Origin of the sequence: Myxococcus sp. CA005 (genome assembly GCF_006518205.1) — a bacterium.
Classification (GTDB): domain Bacteria; phylum Myxococcota; class Myxococcia; order Myxococcales; family Myxococcaceae; genus Myxococcus; species Myxococcus xanthus.
Window position 1 is genome coordinate 14681 of sequence record NZ_SRLV01000081.1, and the last position, 25311, is coordinate 39991.

At 69.3% G+C, this 25311-nt stretch carries 25 protein-coding genes and 1 pseudogene; 16 read left to right on the plus strand and 10 right to left on the minus strand.

What is annotated here, in order from left to right; translation table 11 throughout:
• Positions 1-155 precede the first annotated feature (155 nt).
• Positions 156-1640 carry an SMI1/KNR4 family protein gene (locus tag FMQ63_RS28420; protein ID WP_011556849.1) on the plus strand — a complete coding sequence of 495 codons (1485 nt, stop codon included), beginning with the start codon at positions 156-158 and terminating at the stop codon, positions 1638-1640.
• 61 nt (positions 1641-1701) lie between these two features.
• Here FMQ63_RS28420 and FMQ63_RS28425 read toward each other — a convergent pair whose 3' ends face one another.
• The 3 genes from FMQ63_RS28425 to FMQ63_RS28435 form a co-directional block, all read right to left on the minus strand.
• Complete coding sequence (locus tag FMQ63_RS28425) at positions 1702-1974, minus strand: hypothetical protein (protein WP_026114056.1); 273 nt, start codon at positions 1972-1974, stop codon at positions 1702-1704.
• A gap of 111 nt (positions 1975-2085) precedes the next feature.
• Positions 2086-2763, minus strand: coding sequence for a vancomycin high temperature exclusion protein (locus FMQ63_RS28430; protein WP_011556847.1), 678 nt, complete (start codon positions 2761-2763; stop codon positions 2086-2088).
• Positions 2764-2811: 48 nt separating this feature from the next.
• Positions 2812-3240 carry a response regulator gene (locus tag FMQ63_RS28435; protein WP_225909606.1) on the minus strand — a complete coding sequence of 143 codons (429 nt, stop codon included), beginning with the start codon at positions 3238-3240 and terminating at the stop codon, positions 2812-2814.
• Positions 3241-3455: 215 nt separating this feature from the next.
• On the opposite strand from FMQ63_RS28435, the gene atpG reads away from it, so the two are divergent.
• The 14 genes from atpG (at position 3456) to FMQ63_RS28505 (ending at position 15209) form a co-directional block, all read left to right on the plus strand.
• Positions 3456-4340, plus strand: coding sequence for an ATP synthase F1 subunit gamma (gene atpG, locus FMQ63_RS28440; protein ID WP_011556845.1), 885 nt, complete (start codon positions 3456-3458; stop codon positions 4338-4340).
• A gap of 111 nt (positions 4341-4451) precedes the next feature.
• Positions 4452-5249 (plus strand): prohibitin family protein, encoded by a 798-nt coding sequence (locus tag FMQ63_RS28445; RefSeq protein ID WP_216608380.1) that lies wholly within the window; start codon positions 4452-4454, stop codon positions 5247-5249.
• A 168-nt stretch (positions 5250-5417) separates the two neighbouring features.
• Complete coding sequence (gene atpD, locus FMQ63_RS28450) at positions 5418-6863, plus strand: F0F1 ATP synthase subunit beta (RefSeq protein ID WP_011556843.1); 1446 nt, start codon at positions 5418-5420, stop codon at positions 6861-6863.
• 31 nt (positions 6864-6894) lie between these two features.
• On the plus strand, positions 6895-7464 hold the full coding sequence (locus tag FMQ63_RS28455; protein WP_011556842.1) for a hypothetical protein: 570 nt from the start codon (positions 6895-6897) through the stop codon (positions 7462-7464).
• 21 nt (positions 7465-7485) lie between these two features.
• Positions 7486-7896: a F0F1 ATP synthase subunit epsilon gene (locus tag FMQ63_RS28460; RefSeq protein ID WP_011556841.1), complete on the plus strand. Its 411-nt coding sequence runs from the start codon at positions 7486-7488 to the stop codon at positions 7894-7896.
• Between the two features lie 355 nt (positions 7897-8251).
• The gene (locus FMQ63_RS28465) at positions 8252-8632 is read left to right on the plus strand and encodes a group 1 truncated hemoglobin (protein ID WP_011556840.1); all 381 of its coding nucleotides are present in this window, start codon (positions 8252-8254) and stop codon (positions 8630-8632) included.
• A gap of 15 nt (positions 8633-8647) precedes the next feature.
• On the plus strand, positions 8648-9646 hold the full coding sequence (locus tag FMQ63_RS28470; protein WP_011556839.1) for a 2Fe-2S iron-sulfur cluster-binding protein: 999 nt from the start codon (positions 8648-8650) through the stop codon (positions 9644-9646).
• Between the two features lies 1 nt (position 9647).
• On the plus strand, positions 9648-10094 hold the full coding sequence (locus FMQ63_RS28475) for an Rrf2 family transcriptional regulator (protein ID WP_011556838.1): 447 nt from the start codon (positions 9648-9650) through the stop codon (positions 10092-10094).
• The gene (locus FMQ63_RS28480) at positions 10091-10351 is read left to right on the plus strand and encodes a hypothetical protein (protein WP_011556837.1); all 261 of its coding nucleotides are present in this window, start codon (positions 10091-10093) and stop codon (positions 10349-10351) included. The genes FMQ63_RS28475 and FMQ63_RS28480 overlap by 4 nt, the downstream gene beginning before the upstream one ends.
• 360 nt (positions 10352-10711) lie before the next feature.
• Positions 10712-11740, plus strand: a complete 1029-nt coding sequence (locus tag FMQ63_RS28485) for an ADP-ribosylglycohydrolase family protein (RefSeq protein ID WP_011556836.1) — start codon at positions 10712-10714, stop codon at positions 11738-11740.
• A gap of 163 nt (positions 11741-11903) precedes the next feature.
• On the plus strand, positions 11904-12308 hold the full coding sequence (locus FMQ63_RS28490; protein ID WP_026114055.1) for a phage holin family protein: 405 nt from the start codon (positions 11904-11906) through the stop codon (positions 12306-12308).
• Entirely contained in the window at positions 12305-12826 is a 522-nt protein-coding gene (locus FMQ63_RS28495) for a hypothetical protein (RefSeq protein WP_011556834.1), read from the plus strand. Before FMQ63_RS28490 ends, FMQ63_RS28495 begins: the two co-directional genes overlap by 4 nt.
• Positions 12827-12856: 30 nt before the next feature.
• A complete protein-coding gene (locus FMQ63_RS28500; protein ID WP_020477975.1) occupies positions 12857-14200 on the plus strand; it encodes a cytochrome ubiquinol oxidase subunit I in 1344 nt (447 codons plus the stop codon).
• Entirely contained in the window at positions 14190-15209 is a 1020-nt protein-coding gene (locus FMQ63_RS28505) for a cytochrome d ubiquinol oxidase subunit II (RefSeq protein ID WP_043612505.1), read from the plus strand. Before FMQ63_RS28500 ends, FMQ63_RS28505 begins: the two co-directional genes overlap by 11 nt.
• Positions 15210-15263: 54 nt before the next feature.
• Here FMQ63_RS28505 and FMQ63_RS28510 read toward each other — a convergent pair whose 3' ends face one another.
• The 6 genes from FMQ63_RS28510 to FMQ63_RS28535 form a co-directional block, all read right to left on the minus strand.
• Positions 15264-17297: a TonB-dependent receptor gene (locus tag FMQ63_RS28510; protein ID WP_228556514.1), complete on the minus strand. Its 2034-nt coding sequence runs from the start codon at positions 17295-17297 to the stop codon at positions 15264-15266.
• A 399-nt stretch (positions 17298-17696) separates the two neighbouring features.
• On the minus strand, positions 17697-18239 hold the full coding sequence (locus FMQ63_RS28515) for a hypothetical protein (RefSeq protein WP_011556830.1): 543 nt from the start codon (positions 18237-18239) through the stop codon (positions 17697-17699).
• Positions 18240-18265: 26 nt separating this feature from the next.
• Positions 18266-19036 (minus strand): SDR family NAD(P)-dependent oxidoreductase, encoded by a 771-nt coding sequence (locus tag FMQ63_RS28520; protein ID WP_011556829.1) that lies wholly within the window; start codon positions 19034-19036, stop codon positions 18266-18268.
• 161 nt (positions 19037-19197) lie between these two features.
• Complete coding sequence (locus FMQ63_RS28525) at positions 19198-20787, minus strand: glucose-6-phosphate isomerase (protein ID WP_011556828.1); 1590 nt, start codon at positions 20785-20787, stop codon at positions 19198-19200.
• 129 nt (positions 20788-20916) lie between these two features.
• Entirely contained in the window at positions 20917-21822 is a 906-nt protein-coding gene (locus FMQ63_RS28530) for a sterol desaturase family protein (protein ID WP_011556827.1), read from the minus strand.
• Positions 21823-21846: 24 nt separating this feature from the next.
• On the minus strand, positions 21847-22512 hold the full coding sequence (locus FMQ63_RS28535) for a TetR/AcrR family transcriptional regulator (protein ID WP_011556826.1): 666 nt from the start codon (positions 22510-22512) through the stop codon (positions 21847-21849).
• A gap of 423 nt (positions 22513-22935) precedes the next feature.
• Between FMQ63_RS28535 and FMQ63_RS38170 the strand changes: the two are divergent.
• A pseudogene (locus tag FMQ63_RS38170) lies at positions 22936-23301 on the plus strand (M23 family metallopeptidase); the annotation flags it as partial.
• Positions 23302-23484: 183 nt separating this feature from the next.
• On the opposite strand, the gene FMQ63_RS28545 reads toward FMQ63_RS38170, so the two are convergent.
• The gene (locus FMQ63_RS28545) at positions 23485-25182 is read right to left on the minus strand and encodes a GTPase (RefSeq protein WP_011556824.1); all 1698 of its coding nucleotides are present in this window, start codon (positions 25180-25182) and stop codon (positions 23485-23487) included.
• Positions 25183-25311: the final 129 nt, after the last annotated feature.

Sequence of the window (25311 nt, forward strand, 5' to 3'; positions counted from 1 at the left end):
GGTTTTCAAGGTATGCCTGCGCGCGGTGGTGGCCGCCATGTCAGCCGGAGCGAGTTGGATCAGCTCTGGCGCGGTGTCATCAAAAGCCAAAGCTCGCACTGCGCAGGAGCGCTCAGCCGCCGTAAGGTTGTGCGACTGGATGTCGTGGAGGGGTCATGCACGAGTGGTTGGAGGCACTTCGCAAGTCGGTAAAGTCATCGTCAGCTGGCGTCTCTCCCGAGGAGATTCGCCGGGCCGAAACGGAGTGCGGCGTTCCATTCCCCGACGAGCTCACCGACCTGTATCAGGCGTTCAACGGGGGCGAACTCAGCGGTGAGGTTCTCCTCTTCCGTCTGCACGGCGCGGAGGGAGACCCGAGCGTCCTGGAGAAGACCCGCCTCAAGCTGGAAGGGCTTCCCGCTGCGGGGCTGTGGCGCATCGGCTTGAAGGGGCAGCACCGGCACCTCTTCGCCTCGCGCAAGTCGGCCATGGTGGAGCAGGGCGACGGTGGCGGTCCGTTGCCGGCCTGGGTCGAGGCGCTGGATAGCGACGACTGGGTCTATGGCACCTGGGAGGGCGAGAAGCGGCAGATGCGGCTGTACCGCTCGTTGAAGGACATGCTCGACGTGCTCGTGCCCCCCGCGGAGGTGGAGAGCTTCGGTGAGCGCACCTTTGCCCGGGCGATGAATGCCGTCCTTCAGGGGGCGCTATCCGGCGTCCAGGCCGACGAGGAGGACGAAGAAGCGGCGGAGTCCGGCGAGGCACCGCTCGGTGCGGCGGCCGAGGCTGAAGCAGTCGAAGAGGCCGAGCAGCTCGAGGAGGCGGAGCTGGCCGATGAGGAGGCCGCCGAAGTGGCGGTAGAGGAGGCGGAAGTACGTGAGCTCGCGTACGAGTACGACGATGGCCGCCCGTCTTCCCGTTACGAGGATGGGGCCGGCTCGAGAAAGGCACGCGCGCAGGCCCAGCAGATACCGCTCGCCATCGGTGGCGCTGGCGTGCTGTTCCCGAAAAGTGCGTCGAGCAGGGTGCAGGGTGTGAAGAAGGCCGCCGCGGAGCCCGCTCCCACGAAGGCGCGCCCCACGAAGGCGCGCCCCGCGAAGAAGGCCGCGATTGAAGCGGCTTCGGCGGAGCTCCCGACTGGAGCGGCTGAAGCCATTTCGGAGCCGGAGGCTGCGCCCAAGACGGCCACCGCGAAGGCCCCCGCCCAGACGGGTGTGGCGAAGACGTCCTCCGCCACCACGAAGAGGGCGACGAAGGCCCCTAACCAGAAGCGCACTGAGAAGAAGCCTGCCACCGCGAAGAGGGCGACGAAGGCCCCTGCCCAGAAGGGTGCGGCGACGAAGGCCGCTACCGCAAAGGCCCCCGCGCGGAAGGCAGCGGCGAAGAAGTCCGTCACCGCGAAGGCTCCGGCTCGGAAGGGCGCGGCGAAGAAGGCCCTTGCTCAGAAGGGTGGTGCAAAGCGGGCCGGTGTCCCGACGAGCGCAGCGAAGAAGGCGACTGCTCAGAAGAGCGCAGCGAAGAAGGCGACTGCTCAGAAGAGCGCGGCCAAGAAGTCTTCTGTGAAGAAGGCCGCTGCTCAGAAGTCCGGAGCGAAGAAGAGCGCCGCGAAGAAGGGCTCAGCCCAGAAGCCAGCGGCGAAGAAGGGCGCACGCGGCCGGTAGTCACGGGCTCGGAGGCAAGGCGCGCTCCCGCGCCTTGCCCCGACGTCGCCTCACCGTCCGTCTACCCCTGCGGCAGCTTGTCGAAGTCGATGGGGCGGATGCGGTAGCCCGGCTGTGCCGTCAACTCCAGCGGCTCTTCCTCCTCATCACCCCGGCGGAACTCATGAATCTCGTCCGGGAGGATGTCGCGGAAGTCCGGCTCCTCCTCCAGCGGTGGGGTTGCCGCCAGGTCTTGGTCGGAGATGTTGATTTCATCCTCACCGGTGTCCGGGTTCATGTGACGCCGAGAGGTGGACTCGCCCACGTCTTCTGCCCCCAGCTTCTTGAATCGCATGGCCTCTCCTCGGAAAGCGCGGTGGGTCGGCTGCCTTCGTCTCAAGAATGAGAACCCGCGGGGGCTCCGGCAATTCTCGCCGCCCGCCTGCCTGCCATGCCTGCCCGTGTCTCAGCGCTCCGGGAGCACGGTGCGGCCAGAGGGGTAGGCGGGCTCCACCTCCAGCATCACCATGGCCAGGGCCAGCACGCGCGACAGCGTCTCGCGCACCTGGTAGCGCCACGGCGTCGACCGTCCTTCGTCCGCGGCCACGCCCCACGCGTCGATGCCCACCGAGTTGGCGATGAACAGCGCCCGCGTCAGGTGGAAGCGCTGGGTGACGAGCACCGCCCGCTTCGCGCCGAACACCGTGGCGGCCCGCAGGCAGCTGTCATAGGTGGACAGCCCCGCTTCGTCGCCCAGGATCGCGCTTTCGGGCACACCGTGCTCCACCAGGTAGCGCCGCATGGCGCGCGTCTCGTGGTGGAAGGGCTTCGTCTGGTCTCCACTGACGAGCACCGTCTGCACCTTGCCTTGCTGCCACAGCGCGATGGCCGCATCCAGTCGCTGGGCGAGCACGGGGGAGGGCACCGCCCCCCGCGCCAGACCCGCGCCGAACACCAGCGCCACGGGCGCCTGGGGCGCCTGCTCCAGGGGGACGATGCGGTCCTGGTAGCTGAGGCGGACGAGGTGGGAGAGGGCGAGCAGCCCCAGCCCACCCGCGGCCAGGACCGCGAGGCCTCTACGCAACCACACCCATCTCGCACCGCCTAGCTTCATGGACCCCGAGAACACCGGTAGAGAGGCCATTGTGTTCCGGGCTCCCTTCTCCGGAAAGCCCAGAGCGACATCCCTGTCTCAGGGGAACGTGCCCGCCTGGGAGCCCGCCGGCTTTGGGGCGAATCGCTCGATGGCCTCCAGCAGCCGCCGGGGCTCCACGGGTTTCTTCAGGAATGCCGCCACGTTGTACGAAGACGCATAGACGGCCCAGTCTCTCGGATTCATCTCCGCCATCCCCGCGGACAGGATGATGACGGGCACCTGGGCCAGCGCTTCACTCGCCTTGCGGGTGGTCAGCACCCGGTGTCCGTCCATGACAGGCAGGGCCATGTCCAGCACCATGAGGGCGGGGCGGGGAGGTTGGGCCAACTGCTCCAGGGCCTCCCGGCCGTTGCGCGCCACGCGCACCGCGTGGCCGTGCAGCTCCAGGTAGGCCTGAAGGGCCTCACAGATGTCCACGTCGTCTTCGACGATGAGCAGCGGACCGGATGACGTCTGAGCCACCATTCCCGCAAGGTAAGTCCGTGTCCTACCGCGGGGAGGGGCTGTCAAGGGGGCTCGGCCGCCTGCCATGTGCGGTGGGGCGGGCGATCGTCTGCCCGGCGGCGGCAGGCATCCGTTGACCGGCTCCCGCCCCGCCTATATAGGGGGCCCCGTCTTACCCTGCCCCGCCTTCCTTCAGGACAAAGCGGGTCGAACGCCCCACAGGAGCTCCCCGGTCCATGGCGTCCCTTCGCGACATTCGCAAGCGCATCCGCTCGGTGAAGAACACGCGTCAGATCACCAAGGCGATGAAGATGGTTTCCGCCGCGAAGCTCCGCAAGGCGCAGGACGGCATCCTGGCGGCGCGTCCCTACGCGACGATGCTGGATCAAATCATCGCGGACCTGTCCGCCCGCGCCGGGGATGAGAGCCTCAGCCACCCGCTGCTCACGGCCCGTCCGGTGAAGCGCGTGGAGCTGGTGCTCCTCACGTCGGACCGTGGCCTCGCCGGCGGCTTCAACTCCAACGTCATCCGCCGCGCCAACCGGTTCCTCTACGAGAACACGAACCTGGAGAGCATCCGCCTCTCCACCGTGGGCCGGAAGGGCAACGACTTCTTCCGCAATCGCGGCCAGAACATCCGCAAGGACTTCGGCGGCCTGTACCAGCGCCTGAACTACCGCGCCGCCGCGGACGTGGCCGAGGAGCTGGTGGCCAGCTACCTCAATGGCGAGGTGGACGCGGTCCACATCGTCTACAACGAGTTCGTCACCGCCATCTCCCAGACGGTGAAGGTCGCTCAGTTGCTGCCGCTGCAGACGCTGGGGACGCCGGACCAGGCCTCGACGGCGGGCTCCACCTCGCTGGTGGACTTCAAGTACGAGCCGGACCGTCAGTCCGTGCTGGACCGCCTGGTGCCCCAGGCCGTCAACATCAAGCTCTACCGCGCCCTGCTGGAGAGCGTGGCCAGTGAGCACGGCGCCCGCATGAGCGCCATGGAGAACGCCACCTCCAACGCGACCGACATGATCGGCAACCTGACGCTCACCTACAACCGCACGCGTCAGGCGGTCATCACCAAGGAGCTGATGGAGATCGTCTCCGGCGCCGAGGCCCTGAAGTAGGGCATTCGCGCAGCCGCGACCCTGTCTCCTGGGCCCGCCTCGTCTATCGAGGTGGGCCCTTCGCGTTTAAGGCCCCGGCCGAGCGCGGAAGTCCGCTCGAGGAGGGGGTACATGAGGCAGCGGCTGTGGTTGTTCCTGGGGCTGGTGTGCTGCGTCACGGGGTGTGGCTTCGAAACCGTCTCCAGCGGGTATGGAGGCATCGGCTTCGACTCGTTCGGCAGCGGCACGCAGCGAGAGCCGTATGGAGAAGGCTTCCACCTCCTGCGGCCGGGCAAGTCGCTCATCGTCTACGACTTGCGCGTGCAGGAGATGAAGGACGGGCTGAGCGTCCTGTCCAACAACGGCCTGGACCTCAAGGTGGACGCCAGCGTGCGCTACCGGGTGGACCCCGCGAAGCTCTTCGAGCTGCACACCCAGACGGGGCCCAGGTACGCCGACATCCTGATCGCCCCCGTGGTCCGCTCGGAGGCCCGCAAGGTGTTCGGCCGCTACGCGCCGGAGGAGATCTACTCCTCGAAGCGCGAGCAGATTGAACAGGAGATTTTCGAGGAGGTGACGCGCTCGCTCGAAGGCAAGCACGTGGTGGTGGAGGCCATCCTGGTGCGGGACGTGACGCTGCCTTCGGCCATCCGCGACGCCATCTCCGACAAGCTGGCGGAGGAGCAGCGCAGCCAGAAGATGCGCTTCACCCTGGACAAGGAGCGCCAGGAGGCGGAGCGCAAGCAAATCGAAGCGGAAGGCATCGCCCGGTACCAGGACATCGTGCGCAAGGGGCTCACCGAGGAGTACCTGCGCTTCAAGGGCATCGAGGCCACGGAGCGGCTCGCCCAAAGCCAGAACGCCAAGGTCGTCCTGGTCGGTAGCCCGAACAGCGGGCTGCCCCTGGTCTACCAACCGGATGGGAAGTAAGAGGGTGGCGCCCGGCATGTGGTTCCGCTAAGCCGGACTTACCAGTCAGTTGCCCGGGAGGCTTGACCCCCGGGGGGGGCCCCGGTAAAGGGGGCCCGCCCTCACAGCCGGGCCGAAATTTCAAGGGTGGCGGCGCCCGTCCGCTCCCCGTGCGAGGCAGACGATTCCATGAGCGCTCAAGTTCCGACGGCAGGCAGAATCATCCAGGTCCTCGGCCCCGTGGTCGACGTCGAGTTCCCGCCCGGCGGTCTCCCCGAGGTCTACACGGCCCTCAAGGTCACCAACGCGAACCTGAGCGCCGCCGCTGACAACCTCACCCTCGAGGTGGCGCAGCACCTGGGCGAGAACACCGTCCGCACCATCGCCATGGACTCCACGGAGGGCCTGGGCCGCGGCATGGCCGTCACGAACACGGGCGCCCCCATCCAGGTGCCGGTGGGCAAGGCCACCCTGGGCCGCATCCTGAACGTCACCGGTGAGCCGGTGGACGAGATGGGCCCCGTGAAGGCGCAGGAGTACTGGTCCATCCACCGCGCGCCGCCGCCCTTCACGGAGCAGGACGTGCGCGTGCAGATGTTCGAGACGGGCATCAAGGTCATCGACCTGCTCGCCCCGTACACCCGCGGTGGCAAGATTGGCCTCTTCGGCGGCGCCGGCGTGGGCAAGACGGTGCTCCTGCAGGAGCTCATCCGCAACGTGGCCGTGGAGCGCGGTGGCTTCTCGGTGTTCGCCGGCGTTGGTGAGCGCACCCGCGAGGGCAACGACCTCTACCACGAGATGCAGGACACGAAGGTCATCCAGACGGACAACCTGGAGGCCAGCCAGGCCGTGCTGGTGTACGGCCAGATGAACGAGCCGCCCGGCGCCCGCGCCCGCGTGGCCCTGTCCGCGCTGACCATGGCCGAGTACTTCCGCGACGTGGAAGGCCGCGACGTGCTCCTCTTCGTGGACAACATCTTCCGCTTCACCCAGGCCGGCTCCGAAGTGTCCGCCCTCCTGGGCCGCATCCCCAGCGCCGTGGGTTACCAGCCCACGCTGGCCACGGAGATGGGCGGTCTGCAGGAGCGCATCACCTCCACCACGAAGGGTTCCATCACCTCCGTGCAGGCCATCTACGTCCCCGCCGACGACCTCACGGACCCGGCGCCCGCGACGGCCTTCGCCCACCTCGACGCGACGACGGTGCTCAACCGCTCCATCGCCGAGCTCGCCATCTTCCCCGCCGTGGACCCGCTGGACTCCACCAGCCGCATCCTGGACCCGGCCGTCATCGGCGCGGAGCACTACGGCGTGGCCCGCAAGGTCCAGGGCATCCTCCAGCGGTACAAGGAGCTGCAGGACATCATCGCCATCCTCGGCATGGACGAGCTCTCCGAGGATGACAAGCTGGTGGTGGCCCGCGCCCGCAAGATTCAGCGCTTCCTGTCGCAGCCCTTCTTCGTGGCCAAGGTCTTCACGGGCAAGGACGGCCGCTACGTGAAGCTCCAGGACACCATCCAGGGCTTCAAGGAGATCGCCGAGGGCAAGCACGACGACATCCCCGAGGGCGCCTTCTACATGACGGGCAGCATCGACGAGGTGGTCGAGAACGCGCGGAAGCTCGCGGCGAGCTAAGCTGGGCGCTTCTCCTCCCGCAGAGGTCCCCATGCGCCGTGCAGCGCTCGCCCTGGTCCTGATGTTCCTGGCTCCCTCCTCCGCCCTGGCGGAGGAGCGCAGGGGACGCGCCCGGGTGAGCGCCAACGGGCTCTACAGCGTCCGCATGGTGGAAGCGGCGCAGGACCAGTGCCGGTTGGAGGTGACGCAGGAGAGCGGCCCCGTCTGGACGCTGAAGGAGTGTCTGGGCACGGTGGACGACCTCTACTTCGTCTCCAACGACGGCGAGCGCGTCTGGGTGGTGTGGCCGCTGGTGGAGAAGGGCAAGGCCGTGGCGGAGCCGCGGACGAAGAAGTCGAAGGCGAAGAAGCCCAAGGGGCCTCCCGCCTGGGCGCGCGTGGTGGTGGCGGCGCAGTATGGGCGGGATGGCCAGCGGCTCCAGGAGAAGCGGCTGACCGAGTGGCTCAACACGCGGCAGCTCTCCGAGGTGCGCCAGCTCACCCACCACTTCAAGTGGCTGGAGGGCACGCTCGGAATCCCCGGCAAGGGGCCCCGGTTGACGGACGCCGGGGTGGTGGAGTTGGAGCCGGTGGGTGGAACCACCCGCCAGCTCACGTTCTGATTCGGTTGTGCGAGGAGCCTCATGGCCAAGCTGACTGTGGAGATTGTCACCCCCGAGAAGCGCATCCTGTCGGTGCAGGCCGACGAGGCGATTGTTCCTGGCGGCCGGGGCCTGTTCGGCGTGCGGCCGGGGCACACCCCGTTCCTGTCGCTGATGGAGCCGGGCGCGCTGACGCTGATCGAGAGTGGCCGGCGCGAGTCCTACTTCGTCGCGGGCGGCTTCGTGGAAGTGGGCAACGACAAGGTGCTGGTGCTCGCCGACGCGGCCGAGCCCGTCACGGGCATCGACGTGGAAGGCGCCCGTCGCCGCATGGCCGAGGCCCAGGAGCGCATGAAGGGCATGTCCTCCGAGGACGCGCGCTTCGAGCTGGAGCAGGCCACGGTGCGCCGTGAGGCCGCCCGTATCGGCGCCGCCAACACCGCGCGCGCGTAGGTTTCTCCTCCGTTTCACCGCCCAGGAGCGTCCCGCGCTCCTGGCGTCCCTGGCGTGACGCCCGGGCTCCCCTCGAGCGGAGCCGGTGTCCGCTTCTGTTTCCGTGACGGTGCCCCTCTGGGGTGGCGCCTCCGGAACAGGCTTTCCGGTCCGCACCTCGCTTCACAATGCCCCCAGGGGCCTGGCTGCGTTCGCCCTCGAGCCTTCGCGCGGGCGCGGCGGCCTCCTGTCAGCGACTGTCCTCGCTCGCAGTAGCTCCACTGACAGTGCTGCTTTCATTTGACGTGACGGTGCGGATTTTAAGGTGCATCTAGAATGCATCTTAAAGCCCATGCCGGGCGAGAGGAGCGGCACCATGAGCGTTACGGCGGAGAAGAGTGTCTACGAGCAGCTGGGCGGAGAGCCGGCGATGGCGGCGGCGGTGGAGGTCTTCTACCGGAAGGTGCTGGCGGACGATCACATCAGCCACTTCTTCGAGGACGTGGACATGGAGCGCCAGGCCGCGAAGCAGAAGGCGTTCCTGACGATGGTGACGGGTGGGCCGGTCCACTACTCGGGCAAGGACATGCGCGCGGGCCACGCGCCTCTGGTGAAGCGTGGGCTGAACGACTCGCACTTCGACGCGGTGGCGGGCCACCTGAAGGCGACGCTGGAGGAGCTGGGCGTGGCCGCGCCGCTGGTGGCGAGGGTGATGACCATCGCGGAGAGCGCCCGCGCGGACGTCCTGGGACGCTGACCAGAGGAGCACGCCATGGCCAAGGTAAAGCATGAGTCCGACTGGTACCCGTTGGAGTCCGGAGAGAGTGTGCTGGACGCGCTGCTGCGCCAGGGCGTCTCCATTCCGAATGCGTGCCGCGCGGGGGCCTGCCAGTCCTGCCTGATGCGGGCCGTGGCAGGGACGGTTCCAGAGGCCGCGCAGGTGGGGCTGAAGGACACGCTCCGGGCACAGGGCTACTTCCTCGCCTGTGCCTGCCGGCCTCCGGAGGGCACGCAGCTGGAAGTCACTGGCGCGGAGGCGCTGCGCATCCCCGCGCGCATCCAGGCGCTGTCGTTGCTGTCCACCAGCGTCCTTCGTGTGCGGCTGGTGACGGACAGCCCGCTGGCGTACCACGCGGGGCAGTACATCTCCCTGGTGCGCGAGGATGGGCTGGCCCGCAGTTATTCGCTGGCCAGCCTGCCTCATGAAGACGCCTTGGAGTTGCATGTGCGGCTCCAGCCGGGCGGGGCGATGAGTGGCTGGCTGGCGCATGATGCACAGCCGGGAGACAGGCTCCAGGTGCAGGGGCCGGCGGGGAGTTGCTTCTATGTGCCTGGCCGGCCCGAGCAGCCCTTGTTGCTGGCGGGCACGGGCACGGGCCTGGCGCCGCTGTACGGCATCGTTCGCGACGCGCTGGCGGCGGGCCACACGGGGCCCATCTGGCTCTTCCACGGCGCTCGGACGCCCGAGGGGCTCTACCTCACCTCCGAGCTGCGGGCGCTGGCGGAGCAACATCCTCAGTTTCTCTATCGTCCGGGTGTGTTGGAGGGCGGCAGCCGGGACGTGGCCGAGGGAGCGCTCGATGTGCTCATCCGCGCCGAATGCCCGAAGCCGCTGGGCTGGCGCGCATGGCTCTGCGGAGACGGGCCATTGGTGCTATCCCTTCGAAAGAAGCTGTTCCTGGCCGGGCTCTCGCTGAAAGACCTCCACACGGATGCCTTCTTGCCGAGCGTTCCATCGGGGCAGCGTACTTCCGACGCCGGAGCCCGCTGACGTGCACCTCACCCTCCATGCCGACTACTCGCTGCGGGTGCTGCTCTACCTGGCCACGCGCACCGGGCGGCCCGTCTCCACGCAGGAGATGGCGGATGCGTACGGCATCTCCAAGCACCACCTGGTGCGCGTGGTGCAGACGCTGGCGGGGCAGGGGGTGGTGGACGCGCGAGCGGGCCGCTCCGGCGGCGTGGTGCTGGCGCGCGCGCCAGCGGACATCCAGGTGGGGAGCGTGCTGCGCGCCGCGGAGCCGGACTTCCACCTGGTGGAATGCTTCGACCGGGAGCGAAACGCCTGTCCCATCGCTCCCGCTTGTGGGCTCAAGGGCGTCCTGGACGAAGCGCGCGAGGCGTTTCTCGCGGTGCTGGACCGGTACACGCTGGCGGACCTGCTCCGCCGCTCGCGCCCGAACCTGCAGGACTACTTCCTCCCCACCTCCGAACCATGATGTCCGGCACGCTGGAGCTGTTTCATCGCATCGCGGATGCACCGTCCGCGCAGGCCCGGCGCTACATCGTGGACTACGCGCTGGAGGACCGCGTGCGCTTTCGCAACGTGGCCTTCGACGAAGCGGAAGCGGACTGGCGCAAGCATGGCGGACATACCACGCCCGCGCTCTGGGATGGCACGCACCTGCATCAGGGCGCGCAGGCGGTGATGGCGCGCTTGCAGGCCGTCGTCAACCTGGGGCGCGACGACGCATGAAGTAGCGGGCGCGCGTGTGCTGACACCCGCGCGCTGGTGCCACCTGCGCGTCCCTCGTGCGCCATTCCCGCCGTGCGCGAAGCTTCGAGAGTTGGACACGTGTACAGGTGCGCGGATGCGTGCACCCTCCGATGCTTGCCGCGCGCGTGTTGGTTGCGGTAGTCAGCCCACCCCGCGCTGCGATCCACGAGGCGCCAGGGATGGAGGGTGGACGGTGAAGAATCCGAGCGGCGGAATTTCGAGGACGGCTGTATCGCGCTCGTCAAGCCCCGGCATGATTCTTCCCGCTCCGGCTCGCGGATGTTTCACGGGTTTCTCTCGGCCGTTCTGGCCTGAGCGTCGGTTAATCTCCACGACCCCATGTCGCTGACTCCCGCCGAGCGCCAGGACAGGTTCCATGCGGCGTTCGTGGGGCTCGCAATCGGTGATGCGCTCGGCTTTCCGCTGCGCGGCATTCCACCGGCGAGCCTCACGCGGCTGCCCGGCCTTGCCGAAGACTTCGCGCCCCGCCCGCGCGGAAAGTTCGCCAAGGGCCAGTTCAGCGACGACACGCAGTTGCTGCTCGCGGCGGCGGAGAGCGTCATCCGCGAAGGCAAGGTGGACGGCCGCAGCGCGGCGGCGCACCTGGCGTGGCTGTGGCAGGAGGGCATCATCCTCCAGCCGCCCAAGAGCCTGGCGGACGCGCTGCAGCGGCTAGCCAGTGGCGTGCCGTGGATGAGCGCGGGCGCGTCCCTGGGCACGCGCTGCCATTCGGTGCTCAGCCGCGCGCTGGTGGTGGGCCTGCTGGAGAGCGGCCACCGCGCGCGCCTGCCGCATGACGCGGGCGTGCTCACCATCATCACGCACAAGGACCCGGTGTGCGCGGCGGCGGCCGCCGCCTTCGCGCAGGCCGCGGCGCTGGGCATGGAGGCGGAGCCGCTGACACCCGCGGCCTTCTGCGAGGAGCTGGCGCTGTCGGCGGCCGTGCACGACAAGGGGCTGGCCGAGGAAGTGCGCCACCTGCCGCGCCTGCTCACCTGGGACACCGCGCGCGCGCTGACGCAGTTGCGCAAGGTGGGCGTGCCCCCCAGCGAGCTGAAGGGCGTGGACGGGCTGCCGCCGCACGTGGTGCCGGTGCTGCTGACGTCGCTGTTCGCCATCCTCAAGGTGCCGCACGACTTCCGGGAGGCGGTGGCCCTCACGCTGCGCTGCGGCGGCGAGGCGGACGTGGCCGCGGCGCTGACGGGCGCTCTGCTGGGCGCTCACCTGGGGACGCGCGCCATCCCCGCGCGGCTGCGCAAGCAGGTGTTGTACTCCGAAAACCTGGTGGATACGGCGGACCGCCTCTTCCGCGCCCATCAGGTCCGCGAGACGCTGGCCACCGCCCTGTCGCACCGCCGTCGCCGCTGAGCGCGAGGGCAGGGCAGGCGGGCGGCCGCCGGCGTGCATTTCTCCGGGGCTTCACTGGAGGGAGCGTCCTGCCCACCTTGTGCGAAGGAGCGGGCCGCAAGGATGCCAGGCAGGCATGGGAGCGCACGTGTGGTCCGCGGAGTCATCGCAGGAGGCGCACGTCGTGGATCTCGAATCGGAACGCCTGGAGCGAAGTCAATTGGAGACGCTCTCCACGGCGGAGCTCATCCGGCATGCCTTGGCGGAGACGCGCCTGCTGGTGCGCGCCGAGGTGATGCACGCCAAGAAGGAGCTGCGTGAGGAGCTGAAGGCCGCGCGGACCGCGGGAATCCTCCTGGGGGCGGGCGCGGTGCTGGCGCTCACGGCGCTGGCCGTCCTCTTCGTCGCGCTGGGGTTGGCCCTGCCCATGGCCCAGGCGCTGGGCGTGCTGGTGGTGGGCGTGGTGCTGCTGGCGATTGCCGGTGTCTTGCTCTTCGTGGGACGCAAGCGCGTGCCCAAGAAGCCGCTGCCGCACACACAGGAACGCTTGAAGATGGACTACCAGCTCACGCGGGAGACGCTGCAATGAATGGCAACGACCGCGACGCAGGCGAGCCCTCGGCAATCGAGCGGCAGCATGAGGACCACCGCATCGCCCGGGGCATGGGGGACCGCAAGCAGGTGGAGGAGACCGCCGACCGCATCCGCGACGAGCTGATGCTCACGCTGGCGGAGTTGGATAGACGACGCGAGCGCGCGCTCGACGTGCGCTACCACGCGCGGCAGCACCGCGCCGAGCTGATGGCCGCGGGCGCCGCGCTGTTGACGGCGGTGGGTCTGGGCGTGGGGTACGCGGTGTACCGCGCGCGCAACCGCGACGAGATTCTGCGCCGCAAGCGCCGCAAGGCCCTGGCCCGTGCATGGGAGCACCCGGACCGCGTGGCCTCCAGCGCGGAGCGCCGCCCGCTGGGCGCGGAGCTGGGGAGAAAGCTCGTCCTCATCTTCGCCAGTACGCTCGCCACCGCGGTTGCACGAAACGCGGTGATGACGCTGGTTCCTGCGCGCCGCGCCCCCGCTTCTGCTCAGATAGTTTATAAGAATCAATAATTGCGACAAAATAAGACATAAACCATTCTGATGCCCATGACGGACCTGCTCTATGCGCGGGCCCAAATGGGCTTGTCGCTCGCGTTCCACATCGTCTTCGCCGCGGCGGGAGTGGCGCTTCCCGTTCTCATGGTGCTCAGTGACTGGAAGGGCCGGCGCACCGGTGATGCGGACTATCAGAAGCTGAGTCAGAAGCTGGCGAAGGGGACGGCCATCCTCTTCGCGGTGGGCGCGGTGAGTGGCACGGTGTTGTCCTTCGAACTGGGCCTGCTGTGGCCAGAGTTCATGGGGCAGTACGGCGAGGTGATTGGGCTGCCCTTCAGCCTGGAGGGCGTCGCCTTCTTCACCGAGGCCATCTTCCTGGGCATCTATCTGTATGGGCGGGAGCGGGTGTCGCCGGGGATGCACATGTCCTCCGGCGTCATGGTGGCGGTGAGTGGCGCGGCCAGCGCCTTCTTCGTCACGCTGGTCAACACGTTCATGAACCACCCGTCGGGCTTCACGCCGTCGGCGTCAGGGCCCATGGACGTGCAGCCGCTGGTGGCCATGTTCAGCCCCGGCTGGCAGTACCAGACAGCGCACGTGCTGCTCTCCTGTTACCAGGCGAGCGCCTTCGCCATGGCGGGCATCCACGCCTTCGTGTTGCTGCGCCACCCGGGCGTGGCCTTCCATCGAAAGGCCCTTTCGGTGGCGCTGCCGCTGGCGTGTGTCACCGCGCTGCTCCAGCCCGTGGTGGGGGACTTGTCCGCCAAGCACGTGGCGAAGGCGCAGCCGGTGAAACTGGCCGCCATGGAGGGTCAGTTCGAAACGGAGCGCGGCGCGCCGCTGCGCCTGGGCGGACTCCCCAACGTGGAGACGGGCGAGGTGCCCTACGCGGTGGACATCCCCAAGGGCCTGTCGATTCTCGCCTTCGCGGACCCGGACGCGGAGGTGAAGGGCCTGAATGCCTTCCCGCGCGACGAGTGGCCGCCGGTGGCGAAGGTCCACGTGGCCTTCCAAATCATGGTGGGCACCGGGAGCGCCATGGCGCTGTTGGCGTTGGTGACGCTGGGCTGGCGGTGGCGGAAGAAGGCCTGGCCCCACGGGCGGAAGATGATGTGGGCGTGGCTGTTGTCGGGGCCGCTGGGGGTGGTGGCCATGGAGGCGGGCTGGCTCGTCACGGAGTGGGGACGGCAGCCGTGGATTCTTCGCGGCGTCATGCGCACGGCGGACGCGGTGACGCCGGTGCCACACCTGGCCGCGCCCTTCTGGACCTTCACCGTCGTGTACCTGTTCCTGGGGGTGACGGTGGTGCTCCTGCTGGTGCGGCAGGTGGCGGGAACGCTGCCCACGCGCGACAGCGGTCCGCTGGGAGGTGAGGCCAATGCCAACTGACGCGATTCTGGGCTTCGCGGTGGCGGGGACCTTCGTCCTCTACGCCCTCTTCGGCGGGGCGGACTTCGGGGGCGGCGTCTGGGATTTGCTCGCCTCCGGACCGCGCAAGGCGGAGCAGCGCGCGCTCATCGCCCGCGCCATTGGCCCGGTGTGGGAGGTGAATCACATCTGGCTCATCGTGGGCCTGGTGCTGCTGTTCGCCGGCTTCCCGCGCGCCTTCGCGGTGCTGAGCGTGGCGCTGCACGTGCCGCTGACGTTGCTGCTGCTGGGCATCGTGTTCCGGGGCGCGGCTTTCACCTTCCGGGCCTACGACACGCGCGGGGACGCGGTGCAGCGGCAGTGGGGGCTTGTCTTCAGTGGCGCCAGCGTCATCGCGCCGGTGCTACTGGGCATGTGCGTGGGGGCCGTGGTGAGCGGCACCATCCGCGTGGAAGGGCGGGTGGTGGTGAGCGGCTTCTTCGCGTCGTGGCTCGCGCCCTTCTCATGGGCGGTGGGCGCGCTGGCGCTGAGCCTCTTCGCCTTCCTGGCGGCGGCATACCTCACTCACGAGGCGCACGAGCCCACGCTGCGCGAGGACTTCCGCCGCCGGGCAATGGGCGCGGGCGTGGCCGTGTTTGTCGCGGCGCTGGCGGTGCTGTTGCTGGCACGCGAGGGGGCGCCGCGCGTCTGGGAGGGACTCTTGCGCTCGCCCTTCGCCCTGGCGCTGCATGCGGGCACGGCGGTGGCGGCGGTGGCGTCCTTCGCGCTCTTGTGGACGCGCCGCTTTCAATGGGTCCGTGTCGCTGCGGCTGTGCAGGCGGGGCTCATCGTGCTGGGGTGGGCCGCCTCGCAGTACCCGTACCTGGTGGTGCCGGACGTCACGCTGCACGGCGCGGCGGCGAGCCCTGGCGCGCAGCGCTTGTTGTTGGTGGCGCTGGGCGTGGGCACGGCCGTGGTGGTGCCTTCGCTGGTGTTGCTGTTCCGCGTCTTCCGGCCCGCGCCCACGCCGGGCGCCGGCTCGGAGGTGTGAGTCGCGCGGGCGTCCCTCGCCACGCGCAATGCGTGGCGGGGACGAAGCGACGCCTTAGAACCGCGCGTTCACACCCGCGTAGAGGGTGCGGCCGCGCTCCTGGAACACGTAGCCTTCCTCGTCCTCGGTGCGGGTGTTGGCGAGGTTGAGGACGCCCGCGTTGACGCCGAAGTTCTTGCTGATGTCGTAGCTGGCGCCGGCGTCGAAGAGGGCATAGGCCTCCACTTCCTCGGTGCCGCTGAGCTGCGTGCCAATGTACTGGCCGCGCACGAAGGCCTTCAGCTTGTCCACCGGCGTCAGGTCAATCTGGCCGTTGAGGGTGTGCTTGGGCCGGTAGGCGAGCTGCACGTCGTTCTCCAGGTCCCGGCTCTCCAGGAAGGTGTAGTTCGCGCTCAGGCGCACCACGTTGCCGAAGGCCTTGCTCGCCGTCGCCTCGACGCCGCGCAGGCGCGCGCGGTTGACGTTGCGGGGCACGTACAGGGGCAGGCCCGTTCCCGGGTCGGTGCCCACCGGCTCCACGCCCGTGCCGCGCGGCGTGTCGATGAGGTTGCGGATGTTGTTCTGGAAGACGGTCGCCGACAGGGCCCACGACGTCATGGTCCAGTTGGCGGACACCTCGAAGTTGGTGCTCTTCTCCGGGTCCAGGTCCGGGTTGCCGATGATGCCGCAGCGGCCTCGGCAGCTCGTCACCAGGGACTCGGTGCTCATCTGACGCAGCGTGGGCGCCTTGAAGCCCGTGCCGACACCCGCCTTCAGCGTGAGGTGGTTGATGGGCGAGTAGACGGCGTAGGCGCGCGGCGTGAAGTGGAGGCCGAAGTTCTCGTGGTTGTCCAGACGCGCGCCCAGCAGCAGCGTCAGCTTGTCCATCAGCGCCAGCTCATCCTGCGCGTAGAGGGCCTGCTGGTGCACGCTGGCGCCGCCGCTGGTGAACTCGTCCGACTTGAGGTCAATCCAGCGCGCCTCGCCGCCCACCGTCAACGTGTTGATGCCCAGGTACGCGGTGGCGTTCGCCTCCGCGACGATGTTGTCCTGGGTGAGGCCGTCGACGCCGCTCTCCAGTCCTTCCCAGTAGCCGCGGACCTCGGAGTTGCCCCAGTCCCACTTGCCCTTGTGGCCCAGCACCGCGTCGTTGCGGTGGACCACCGCGTCCGCGTCGCCGTAGGAGCCGCCGATGTAGTACTCGCCGATGCGGTTCTGGTACGCGCGGCCGTACTCGGCGGTAATCGTCTGCTGCGCGGTGGGCGTCCAGTTCAGCGACAGCCGGCCGTTGTGGTCATTGCGGCCCTCGAGCGTGGCCAGGTCGCCGTGGTTGACGACGCTGCCGTCTTCACGCGTCACCGGCGCACCGTCCGCGTTGAGCACGGGCGAGCCCGGGTTGCGCGCGCCATTCCATGCTTGGCGGTGGTTGAAGCCGCCCGTCAGCTTCATGGAGAGCGTGTCCTCGATGAGCGGACCGCTGAGGAAGACGCTGGAGCGGAGCTCCTCGCCGTTGGCGCCCACGGTGGGCGTCTGCGCCTTCAGGTCGATGCCACCCGTCCACTTGGGCGCAATCGGCTTGGTGATGATGTTGATGACGCCGCCCAGCGCCTCGGAGCCGTAGAGGGAGGACATGGCGCCGCGGACGACTTCGATGCGCTCGATGCCCTCCGTGGGGATGAGGCCGATGTCGAAGTCGTTGTGGCGGAACACCGCCTCCAGCGAGTTCACTCGCTTTCCGTCGACCAGGATGAGCGTGTAGCTCGAATCCATGCCGCGGATGCTGATGCCACGGCGGCCCTGGCTGCCGGCCGTCAGGCTGATGCCGGGCGCCAGGCGGATGGCGTCCGTCAAATCACCTACAGGCGCCCGCTTCAGGTCCTCCTGCGTCACCACGGTGACGGAGGCAGGGGCGGAGGTGACGTCCTGCTCGGTGCGCGTCGCCGTCACCACCACGGGGGCCATCTGGAAGATGTTGTCCTCCAGCGCCGCCTCCGCCTGCTCGGCCGGATGCTCGGCGGCCGCGGAATCCGGCGGCGGCGTGGCCGCGTCCTGCGCCCAGGCGGGCGTCATCGTGAGCAGCAGGGCAGAGCCCACCCACTTCCACGTCACGGACAGGCGGGGACCGCGGAAGGGGCGGGGGGAAACGTCATCACGGTGAACGGCGCGCAAGGTCCTTCTCCTCATGTGGGTGTCTGAACTGCCGGACTCCCCCCGTTCCGCTTCCGCCTGCGGCGTCCGCGGGTACTGACTCGAGCAAGGCCCTCCCGCCGCCGCGGAAGTCGCGACGTGGGGGACACCTGCGATGCAAAGGGCCGCGTCCTGAGGTCTTCCGGTGCTCAGCGGAGCGTGCGCGGAAGGCGCAGTTCGTTGCGTGTGACTTTGCAAATCAATATCAATTGAGCGGCACTTTGCGTCCTGGCGGGTGTCCTGTCAACGCGCGGAAGGCGGAATCTTCTACACCAGCCGTAGAAGTCCGCCTTCACCGCGGAGGTGCCCGCGAGGTGTGCGTCAGGCTTGCGTGGGCCAGACGGCCCGCGGTTCTTCGTCGTCCCTGGCGATGAGCAGGGTGGCGCCTTCGAGCAGGTCCTCGGAGTCCAGGGCCTCCACGGCCGTGCGCACGCCCGCGTCGGCGTCCATCACCCGGCAGTAGACGCGGAGCTGCTGGGCCTGGAGCTCACCGCCTTCGACCTCGCCATTGCCCGTCCAGCCGAGCGCGTCCGTGAGCAATTCCTCCACGGCGACGCGCTTCTCCACGTCGTGGCCGGTGCCCTTGCCCTCGACGGTGTACTGGACGATGAGGGTCGTCATCGCCGTGGGCTCAGGCTCGTCATAGCCCTGGTCCACCAGGGGACCGGCGGCCTCGGCGATGACCATGTCCGGGTCTTCATCCGGGGGGAGGGGTAGTTGATGGTCTTCGCCCGTCTCGCCCACGAGGCCTTGGTGCACGGTGAGTGCGCCGTCATGCACCCAGGCCTCCCAGTAGCGGAGCCGGTTGCCTTCCTTCTTGTAGAGCTTCAGCACGCTTCGAGTCTCATTCGAGGACCCCTGCATAGCACGGAGCCCGGGGGGCTTTTCGCTCAGAAGGCACGGCCTTGGCCCCCATCCACGGGCAGGGTGGCCCCTGTGACCCAGCGTGCGCGTTCCGAGCAGAGGAAGGCCACCACGTCGGCCACTTCCTCGGGGGCGCCGAAGCGGCCCCAGGGCAGCTCGTCACGCACCAGTCTGGCCACCTTCTCTGGATCCGCCTTCTGGCGTTTGTCCCAGCTTCCGCCGGGGAAGAGGATGGAGCCGGGGGCCACGCCGTTGACGCGGATGCGGTACTGCGCCAGGTCCACCGCCATCTCCTTGGTGAGCGCGGTGATGCCGGCCTTGGCGGTAGTGTAGGGGGCGCTGGTGGCGTACTCGCGGCCAAAGATGGAGTTGATGTGGACGATGCAGCCGCCACCCTGCTGGCGCATGGCCTCCACGGCGCGCTGGCTGCACCACACGGCGGACAGGAGGTTGCGGTCCAGGACGGATGTCCACTGCTCGGCGGTGGCGGAATGGAAGGCGCCCGCGCCGCCGCTGCCGCCCACGTTGTTGACCAGGATGTCCAACCGGCCGAAGGCGCGCACCGCCGCCTCCACTGCTTCCACGGCGCCGGCCTGGGTGGCCACGTCCGTCACCACGGTGGCCACATCCGCGCCCCCGGCGCGAAGCTGCGCCGCGGTGGCCTCCAGGGCCTCCGCGCCGCGTGCGCTGAGGCACACCCGCACGCCCTCGCGGGCCAGCACCGACGCGATGGCCCGGCCAATGCCCCGGCTGCTGCCGGTGATGAGGGCCGTCTTTCCTCTGAGCTCCAGGTCCATGGGCGGGCGTTCTACTGCGCCTGTCCGCTCATGGGGGCGTCATGGTGCCGGGGCGTTGAGTCCTGTGCGCCAGTCCGGGAGGCATCGCCTGGGAGGGGTTCTGCTTCCGATGACCGGTGCCGCGGCCGGGTGCTTCGGCCGCGGGCATCCGTGGCCGCGTCCTACTTCGCCTGGAAGCGCGCCTGTGTCGGGGTGGCCCCCGGGGTGCGCGTGACGCCGCGGTCCGGGTTGGCGGCCAGGTGCTGGAGCACCTTGAACACCGTCTCCACCTCGTCCGGCATGCCGATGTCCGCCGCGAGCTGCTCGGCGGTGCGGGCCTCCGCGCGCGCCTCGCGCAGGCGCGTCGTCAGCTTGCGCTGGAGCTCCAGCACCACGCCCGCGGCCTTCTTGCCCGCCTCCACGCCCGGCTGGTGGTACGCGTTGATGTGCACCAGCGTGGCGTAGAAGCCCACTGCGCGCTCATACAGCGCAATCAACGCGCCCAGCGTACGCGCGCTCACGTCCGGCACGGTGAGGGTGAGTGACTCGCGGTCCTTCTCGTAGAGCGCGCGCCGCGTGCCCAGCAGGAAGCCCAGCAGGTAGTCACCGCTGGTGACGCCGGGCTCCACTTCCTGCGAGCCGCCGTCACGGTCCTTCAGCACCTCGATGAAGGTGGCGAAGAAGTTGAGCACACCCTCGCGCAGTTGCTGCACGTAGGCGTGCTGGTCCGTGGAGCCCTTGTTGCCGTAGACGGCGATGCCCTGGTTCACCACCTGGCCATCCAGGTCGGTCTCCTTGCCCAGCGACTCCATGACGAGCTGCTGGAGGTAGCGCGACATCAGCAGCAGCCGGTCCTTGTACGGCAGGATGACCATGTCCTTGTGGCCCCGGCCATCACCGGCGTAGTGCCACATGAGCGCCAGCAGCGCGGCCGGGTTCTTCAGCGCATCACGCTCCCGCGTCGCCGCGTCCATGTCGCGCGCGCCCTTCAACAGCGCGTCGATGTCCAGCCCCTGCAGGCGCGCGGGCAGCAGGCCCACCGCGGACGTCACCGACGTGCGGCCGCCAACCCAGTCCCACATGGGGAAGGCGCGCAGCCAGCCCTGCTTCTTCGCGTGGTTGTCCAGCTCGCTGCCGGCGCCGGTGACGGCCACGGCGTGCTTGCTGAAGTCCAGGCCGCGCGCCGAGTAGCCGCGCTCGGCCTCCAGCATGCCGTTGCGCGTCTCCTTGGTGCCACCCGACTTGCTGATGACCAGGGTGAGCGTCTCCGACAGCCGCTCGCCCAGTTGCGCCAGCACGCGGTCGAAGCCGTCCGGGTCCGTGTTGTCGAAGAAGGACACCTGCATCGGGTCCTTCGCCGTGCCCAGCGCGTCCGCCACCAACTGCGGCCCCAGCGCCGAGCCACCAATGCCGACAATCAGCATGTGCGTGAAGCGCTGCGCCTTCTGCGGCTTCACCCGGCCCTCATGCACGTTCTTCGCGAAGGCGTGGATGGCGGCCACCGTGTCGGTGATTTCCTTCTGGAGCGCGGGCTCGGGCGCCAACTCCGGCGCGCGCAGCCAGTAGTGGCCCACCTTGCGCTTCTCGTCCGGGTTGGCGACGGCGCCCTTCTCCAGGGCCTCCATCGCGCCGAAGGCTTCCTCCAGGCGGGGGCGCATCCGCTCCAGGTAGTCCGCCGGGAAGCGCATCCGCGAGACGTCGAGCGTGAAGTCCAAGGCCGGGACGACGCACAGATAACGCTGGTACCGCTCCCACAGTTCTCGCTCGGTCATGGCTCCTCCTGGCAGTTTTCGCGTCGCGATAAGTGCCGGGTGGCTTAGCGCCTCCGTGCGCGGGTGGGAAGCTGGACGGCGGTGTCGGTGCGCGTCCACGGGGCCGCGGGCGGCCGGGTGCTCAACACCTCACACGGAGGGGCGCGCCGCTTCGGGCGGGGGCTGTACCCCGGGCGGCTGGGGCGCCTCTGGGGCGTCGGGCTTCCAGGCCGGGTTGCGGAAGACGTAGCTCAGGCGCTGCTTCAGGGAGCCGGGCTTCGCCGCGTCGCGCGTGATGGCCGCGAACTCGTGGAAGGCGATGCGCACGGGATTGAACGTCTCCAGGTTCTTCGTCAGGCCGTACACGGGCTTCTCGCCCTCTGGCTCGAACGTCCCGAAGAGGCGGTCCCAGATGATGAGGATGCCCGCGTAGTTCTTGTCCAGGTAGCGCGGGTTGGACGCATGGTGCACGCGGTGGTGTGACGGCGTGTTGAGCACCCACTCCAGCGGGCGCGGCAGCCGGCCAATGGCCTCGGTGTGAATCCAGTACTGGTAGAGCAGGCTGACGGACTGCTGCACGACAATCATCACCGGGTGGAACCCGAGCAGCGCCAGCGGTGCCCAGAAGACGAAGCTGGTGGGCGGCGTCCACGTCTGCCGCAGCGCCGTGGAGAGGTTGTAGTGCTGGCTGGAGTGGTGCACCACGTGGGACGCCCAGAAGATGCGGCTCTCATGGTGGACGCGGTGGAAGGCGTAGTAGCAGAGGTCGTCCGCGAAGAAGATGAGCACCCACGCCAGCACGCCGGTGCCCATGCGCAGCGGCGTCAGGTGGTAGAGCGCCAGGTAGCCGGCGAAGGCCACGCCCTTCCACAGGACGTTGATGGCCACGTTGCCCAGCCCCATGGAGATGCTGGCAATCGTGTCCTTCCAGGTGTGGCCCACCATGGGACGGCCTTCGTCCCGCTGCTTCTTCACCCAGAGGGCCTCGGCAATCACCGTGAGGGTGAACACCGGGATGGCCGGGGTGATGAGGTCGGGGATGTGTGCTGCGTCCATGGTGGTCCCTCCGTGTCGGCGAACTCAGGAGCGGGCGCGGCGGCGAGGCCGCGTCAATGAGGGGAGGAAGGCGTTGCGCATGAAGTGGGTGAGCGCATCCAGCATGCGCCGGTGCGCCGGGTCGTTGGGCCGAGCGCTGCCTCCCACCGCGGCGCCCTGCACCGCGTCCAGCGCCAGCTCCACGATGGAGTCGAAGTCCGGGTGCTCGGAGGCCTCGGGGAACAGCTCGCGTGCCACGCGGTGCAGGTTCTCCCGGTGCGGCCCGTCCACCGCCGCCAGCGCCACGCGCAACTCCGCGTCCGTGCGCGCCGCGACGTACAGCTCGATGGCCGCCTGCAGCTCCGGGCGCTGGAAGGCGGCCCACAACATGTCCACCGCCGCCGCGATGCGGTCCCTGCCCGACGGCCGGGCCCCCACACCGGCCAGGTAGTCCTGGATGAGCCGGGGGAAGAGGTGCTCCACCGCCGCGGCGAGCAGCTCCTCCTTCGTGTCGAAGTGCGTGAAGAGCGCGCCCTGTGACAGGCCTGCCCGCTTGGACACCTCCACCGTCGTCAGGCGGGCGTAGCCCTGCTCCACCAACGTTTCGATGGTGGCGTCCAGCAGCTTGCGCCGCGTCGTTTCACGGCGCTCCTGCTGCGTGCGGCGGACAGGCCGGGCCGGCGCGTCCGATGGAGTGTTCTTCGCGGCCATTCGACTCGCAGGATAAGTCTGAACTTAGTGAGTGACCAGTCACTTTCTGTGGTGGAGAGTGAGTGCTCCTCACAGTGGCGTGTGCCGCCACCTGTCCCCGTACACGGGTGGCTCGAAAGGGAAGTGGCCGCTCGTGAGGCGCGTCAGGCCCGCTTCCCCAGCGGCCCGGCGGGCAGGGGCCTGGGTGCCGAGTTCGCGGCGTTCGCTCGGGACTCGGGCATGATTCCCCTCGGGAGGGTGGGCGTGCCGATGCCCTCCGCGTCGTACAGCAGGCGGGCGCGGCGAAAATCCGCAGGGAAATACCCGCGCCACTTGCCTCCGTTTCCGCCCCGCCCCGATATGAACCTTTCAGCCCTCCTTCTTGGTTCTCTCCTGGCTTCGGCCCCTGCGGTTCCTTCCTCTTCCGCCACGGATGTGGGCGAAATGCCCGAGGTCGGCGTTCCCTTCGCCTGTGGTCGCATCCACACGGTGAGCCAGGGACATGACACGGGAAGTCACCAACACAACGACACGCATGCGTGGGATTTCCGCATGCCGGATGGCACGCCCATCGTCGCCGCGCGCGACGGCACGGTGCGCCTGTCTCGTGGTGACAGCACCAAGGGTGGTTGTGACGAGAAGTTCGCGCCCCACGCCAACTACGTCGTCATCTCCCATGGCGATGGACTGGAGACGCAGTACCTCCACTTCAGCGCGGTGGTGGTGAAGCCGGGTGACGTGGTGAAGGAGGGCCAGCTCATCGGCTTCTCCGGCTCCACCGGCTGGGCCTGCGGCGCGCACCTGCACTTCAAGGTGGCGCGTGAGAGCGGCAAGGGTTGGAACAACCCGTCCGTGCCGGCGCGCATCGCTGGCTACGGGGACCCGGTGCGCGACACCCGTGTGGCCGCGCCCCTCTGCAAGGACAACGGCACGGAGGCGCTCATGGCGAGCAACGGCGGTACGCACACTCCGGGGCAGCCGGTGGTGTCCATTTCACCGGAGCGCCAGCAGGCCCTTCGCGGCCTCCCGCCCGGGGCGCAGAGCATCCTCGACGGTCTCTCCCAGCCTCCCGCCCAGGGCGGCCAGGGACTCAACGAAGCGCGCACGTCCGGTGGTACCCGCACGGCGAGCGGCTCCAGCGAGACTCGCTGAGGCCAGCAACGCGCCCGCTCCGGCGAGCAGCATGAAGAGGGCCCCCGCGTTGACGAAGTAGTCCAACGGCAGCAGGGGGCCTTCCACGTAGGCCCGCACCACGCGGTAGCCCACATGGCCCAGCAGGGCCAGCAGCGGCAGGTTGATGAGCGGCAGCACCAGCCAGCGCGCGGTGCGCCACCAGCCGGCCACCGCCTCCGCCACGCCGGTGGTGGCGGTGTAGCGCCAGGCGCCCGCTCTCGCCACCCGCACCTCCTCCAACAGCGTGTCCACGTCGGGGACGCCCAGTAGCGCGGGCTCCAGTCCGCTCGCGCGCGCCACGCTGCGCGCCTCCGCCAGCGCGGTGCGCGCCGCGGCCTGGGCGCTGAAGTCGTCCTCGAAGGGCTCCACCACCGCGGACTCCGCGGCCCTGGCGCGGGTGTGTCCGCGCACCACGTCCACCACGGTGGACGCCGCCGCCACCGCCAGCCCCGCGGGCAGACTGCTCCGCCCCACCAGCGCCGCCGCGCCCAGCCCGCTGGCGCCCCAGAGGGACAGCCGCAGGCCCCAGGCCGCGGGCCCCCAGAAGCGGCCTCCCGCCTGACGCCGCACCTCCGCCGCCAGGTGGCCGTGCGCCAGCCGCAGCCGCGCGTCGAAGTCCGCGCGCAGGCCCTCCGCCGCCTTCTCCATCCCCGAGTCCAGCGCGGCGCGCGTGCGTGACAGCATCGCGTCCGTCTCCTTCAGCGCGGCCTCCACGCGGGTGTGCACCTCTTCCAGCGCGCCCATCGCGTTCGTCTTGCGCACGCGCGCGGCCACCGCCTGCGTGGCCAACCCGCGCAGGTGGAAGAGCAGGGCGCCGAACTCGCCGGACACGTCCCGGCCGTCCTTCGCCGACAGGGCGCTGATGGCGAAGACGGGCACGTCTTCCTGGGCCAGGCCGTACTGTTCGGAGGCCACGCGGCGTACCTGGGCTTTGAGCGTGTCGCGCGACTCGGGAGACAGCTCGTCCGCGAAGTTGAGGATGAAGACGAGCGAGCGCCGGCGGGCGAACTCCGTGAGGAACTCCACCTGGGAGGCCTCCGCCACGCTGCCGCGGTGCATGACGACGAGCGCGACATCCGCGCGCTCCAGCGCCGCGCGGGCCACTTCGCGGTGCGTGGTGGCCACGCTGTTGAGGTCCGGCGTGTCGATGAAGACCTGTCCGCCCCACAGGCCTTGGGGGCCGGGGGCATACGTCATGACCCGCGCGCCGGAGCCCGCCAGCGCGTCCGTGGGCGTGCCTTCTGGCGCGAACACGGTGGCGACCGTGCTGGTGGGCCGGTTGACGCCTTCACGCGACAGGGCCTGCCCCGCCAGCGCGTTGAGGAGGGTGGACTTGCCCGCGCCGGTGGCTCCCACCAACGCCACGCTCAGGGGGGCGTCCTTGCGCGCCACGCCGCGCGCGTAGTCGTCGACGAGCCGCTCCAGGCGCGCGGCATGCGGCCGGAGCGCGGGCAGCTCCAGGGCCGTCTTCAGCAGGGAACGCAGGGCATCGGGTTCAGGCAGGCTCGTCTCGTCCACGTGGAGAGAGCCTGTCCCGGCTTCGTCCGGGTGACTACGAAGAAGATGCGTGGAGGGTGCGCCAGCGTGCAGTTTCCGGCGGGGGGCCCTACCGGGAGCGTCGGGCGTCAGGGTGGGGCGGGGACCGGA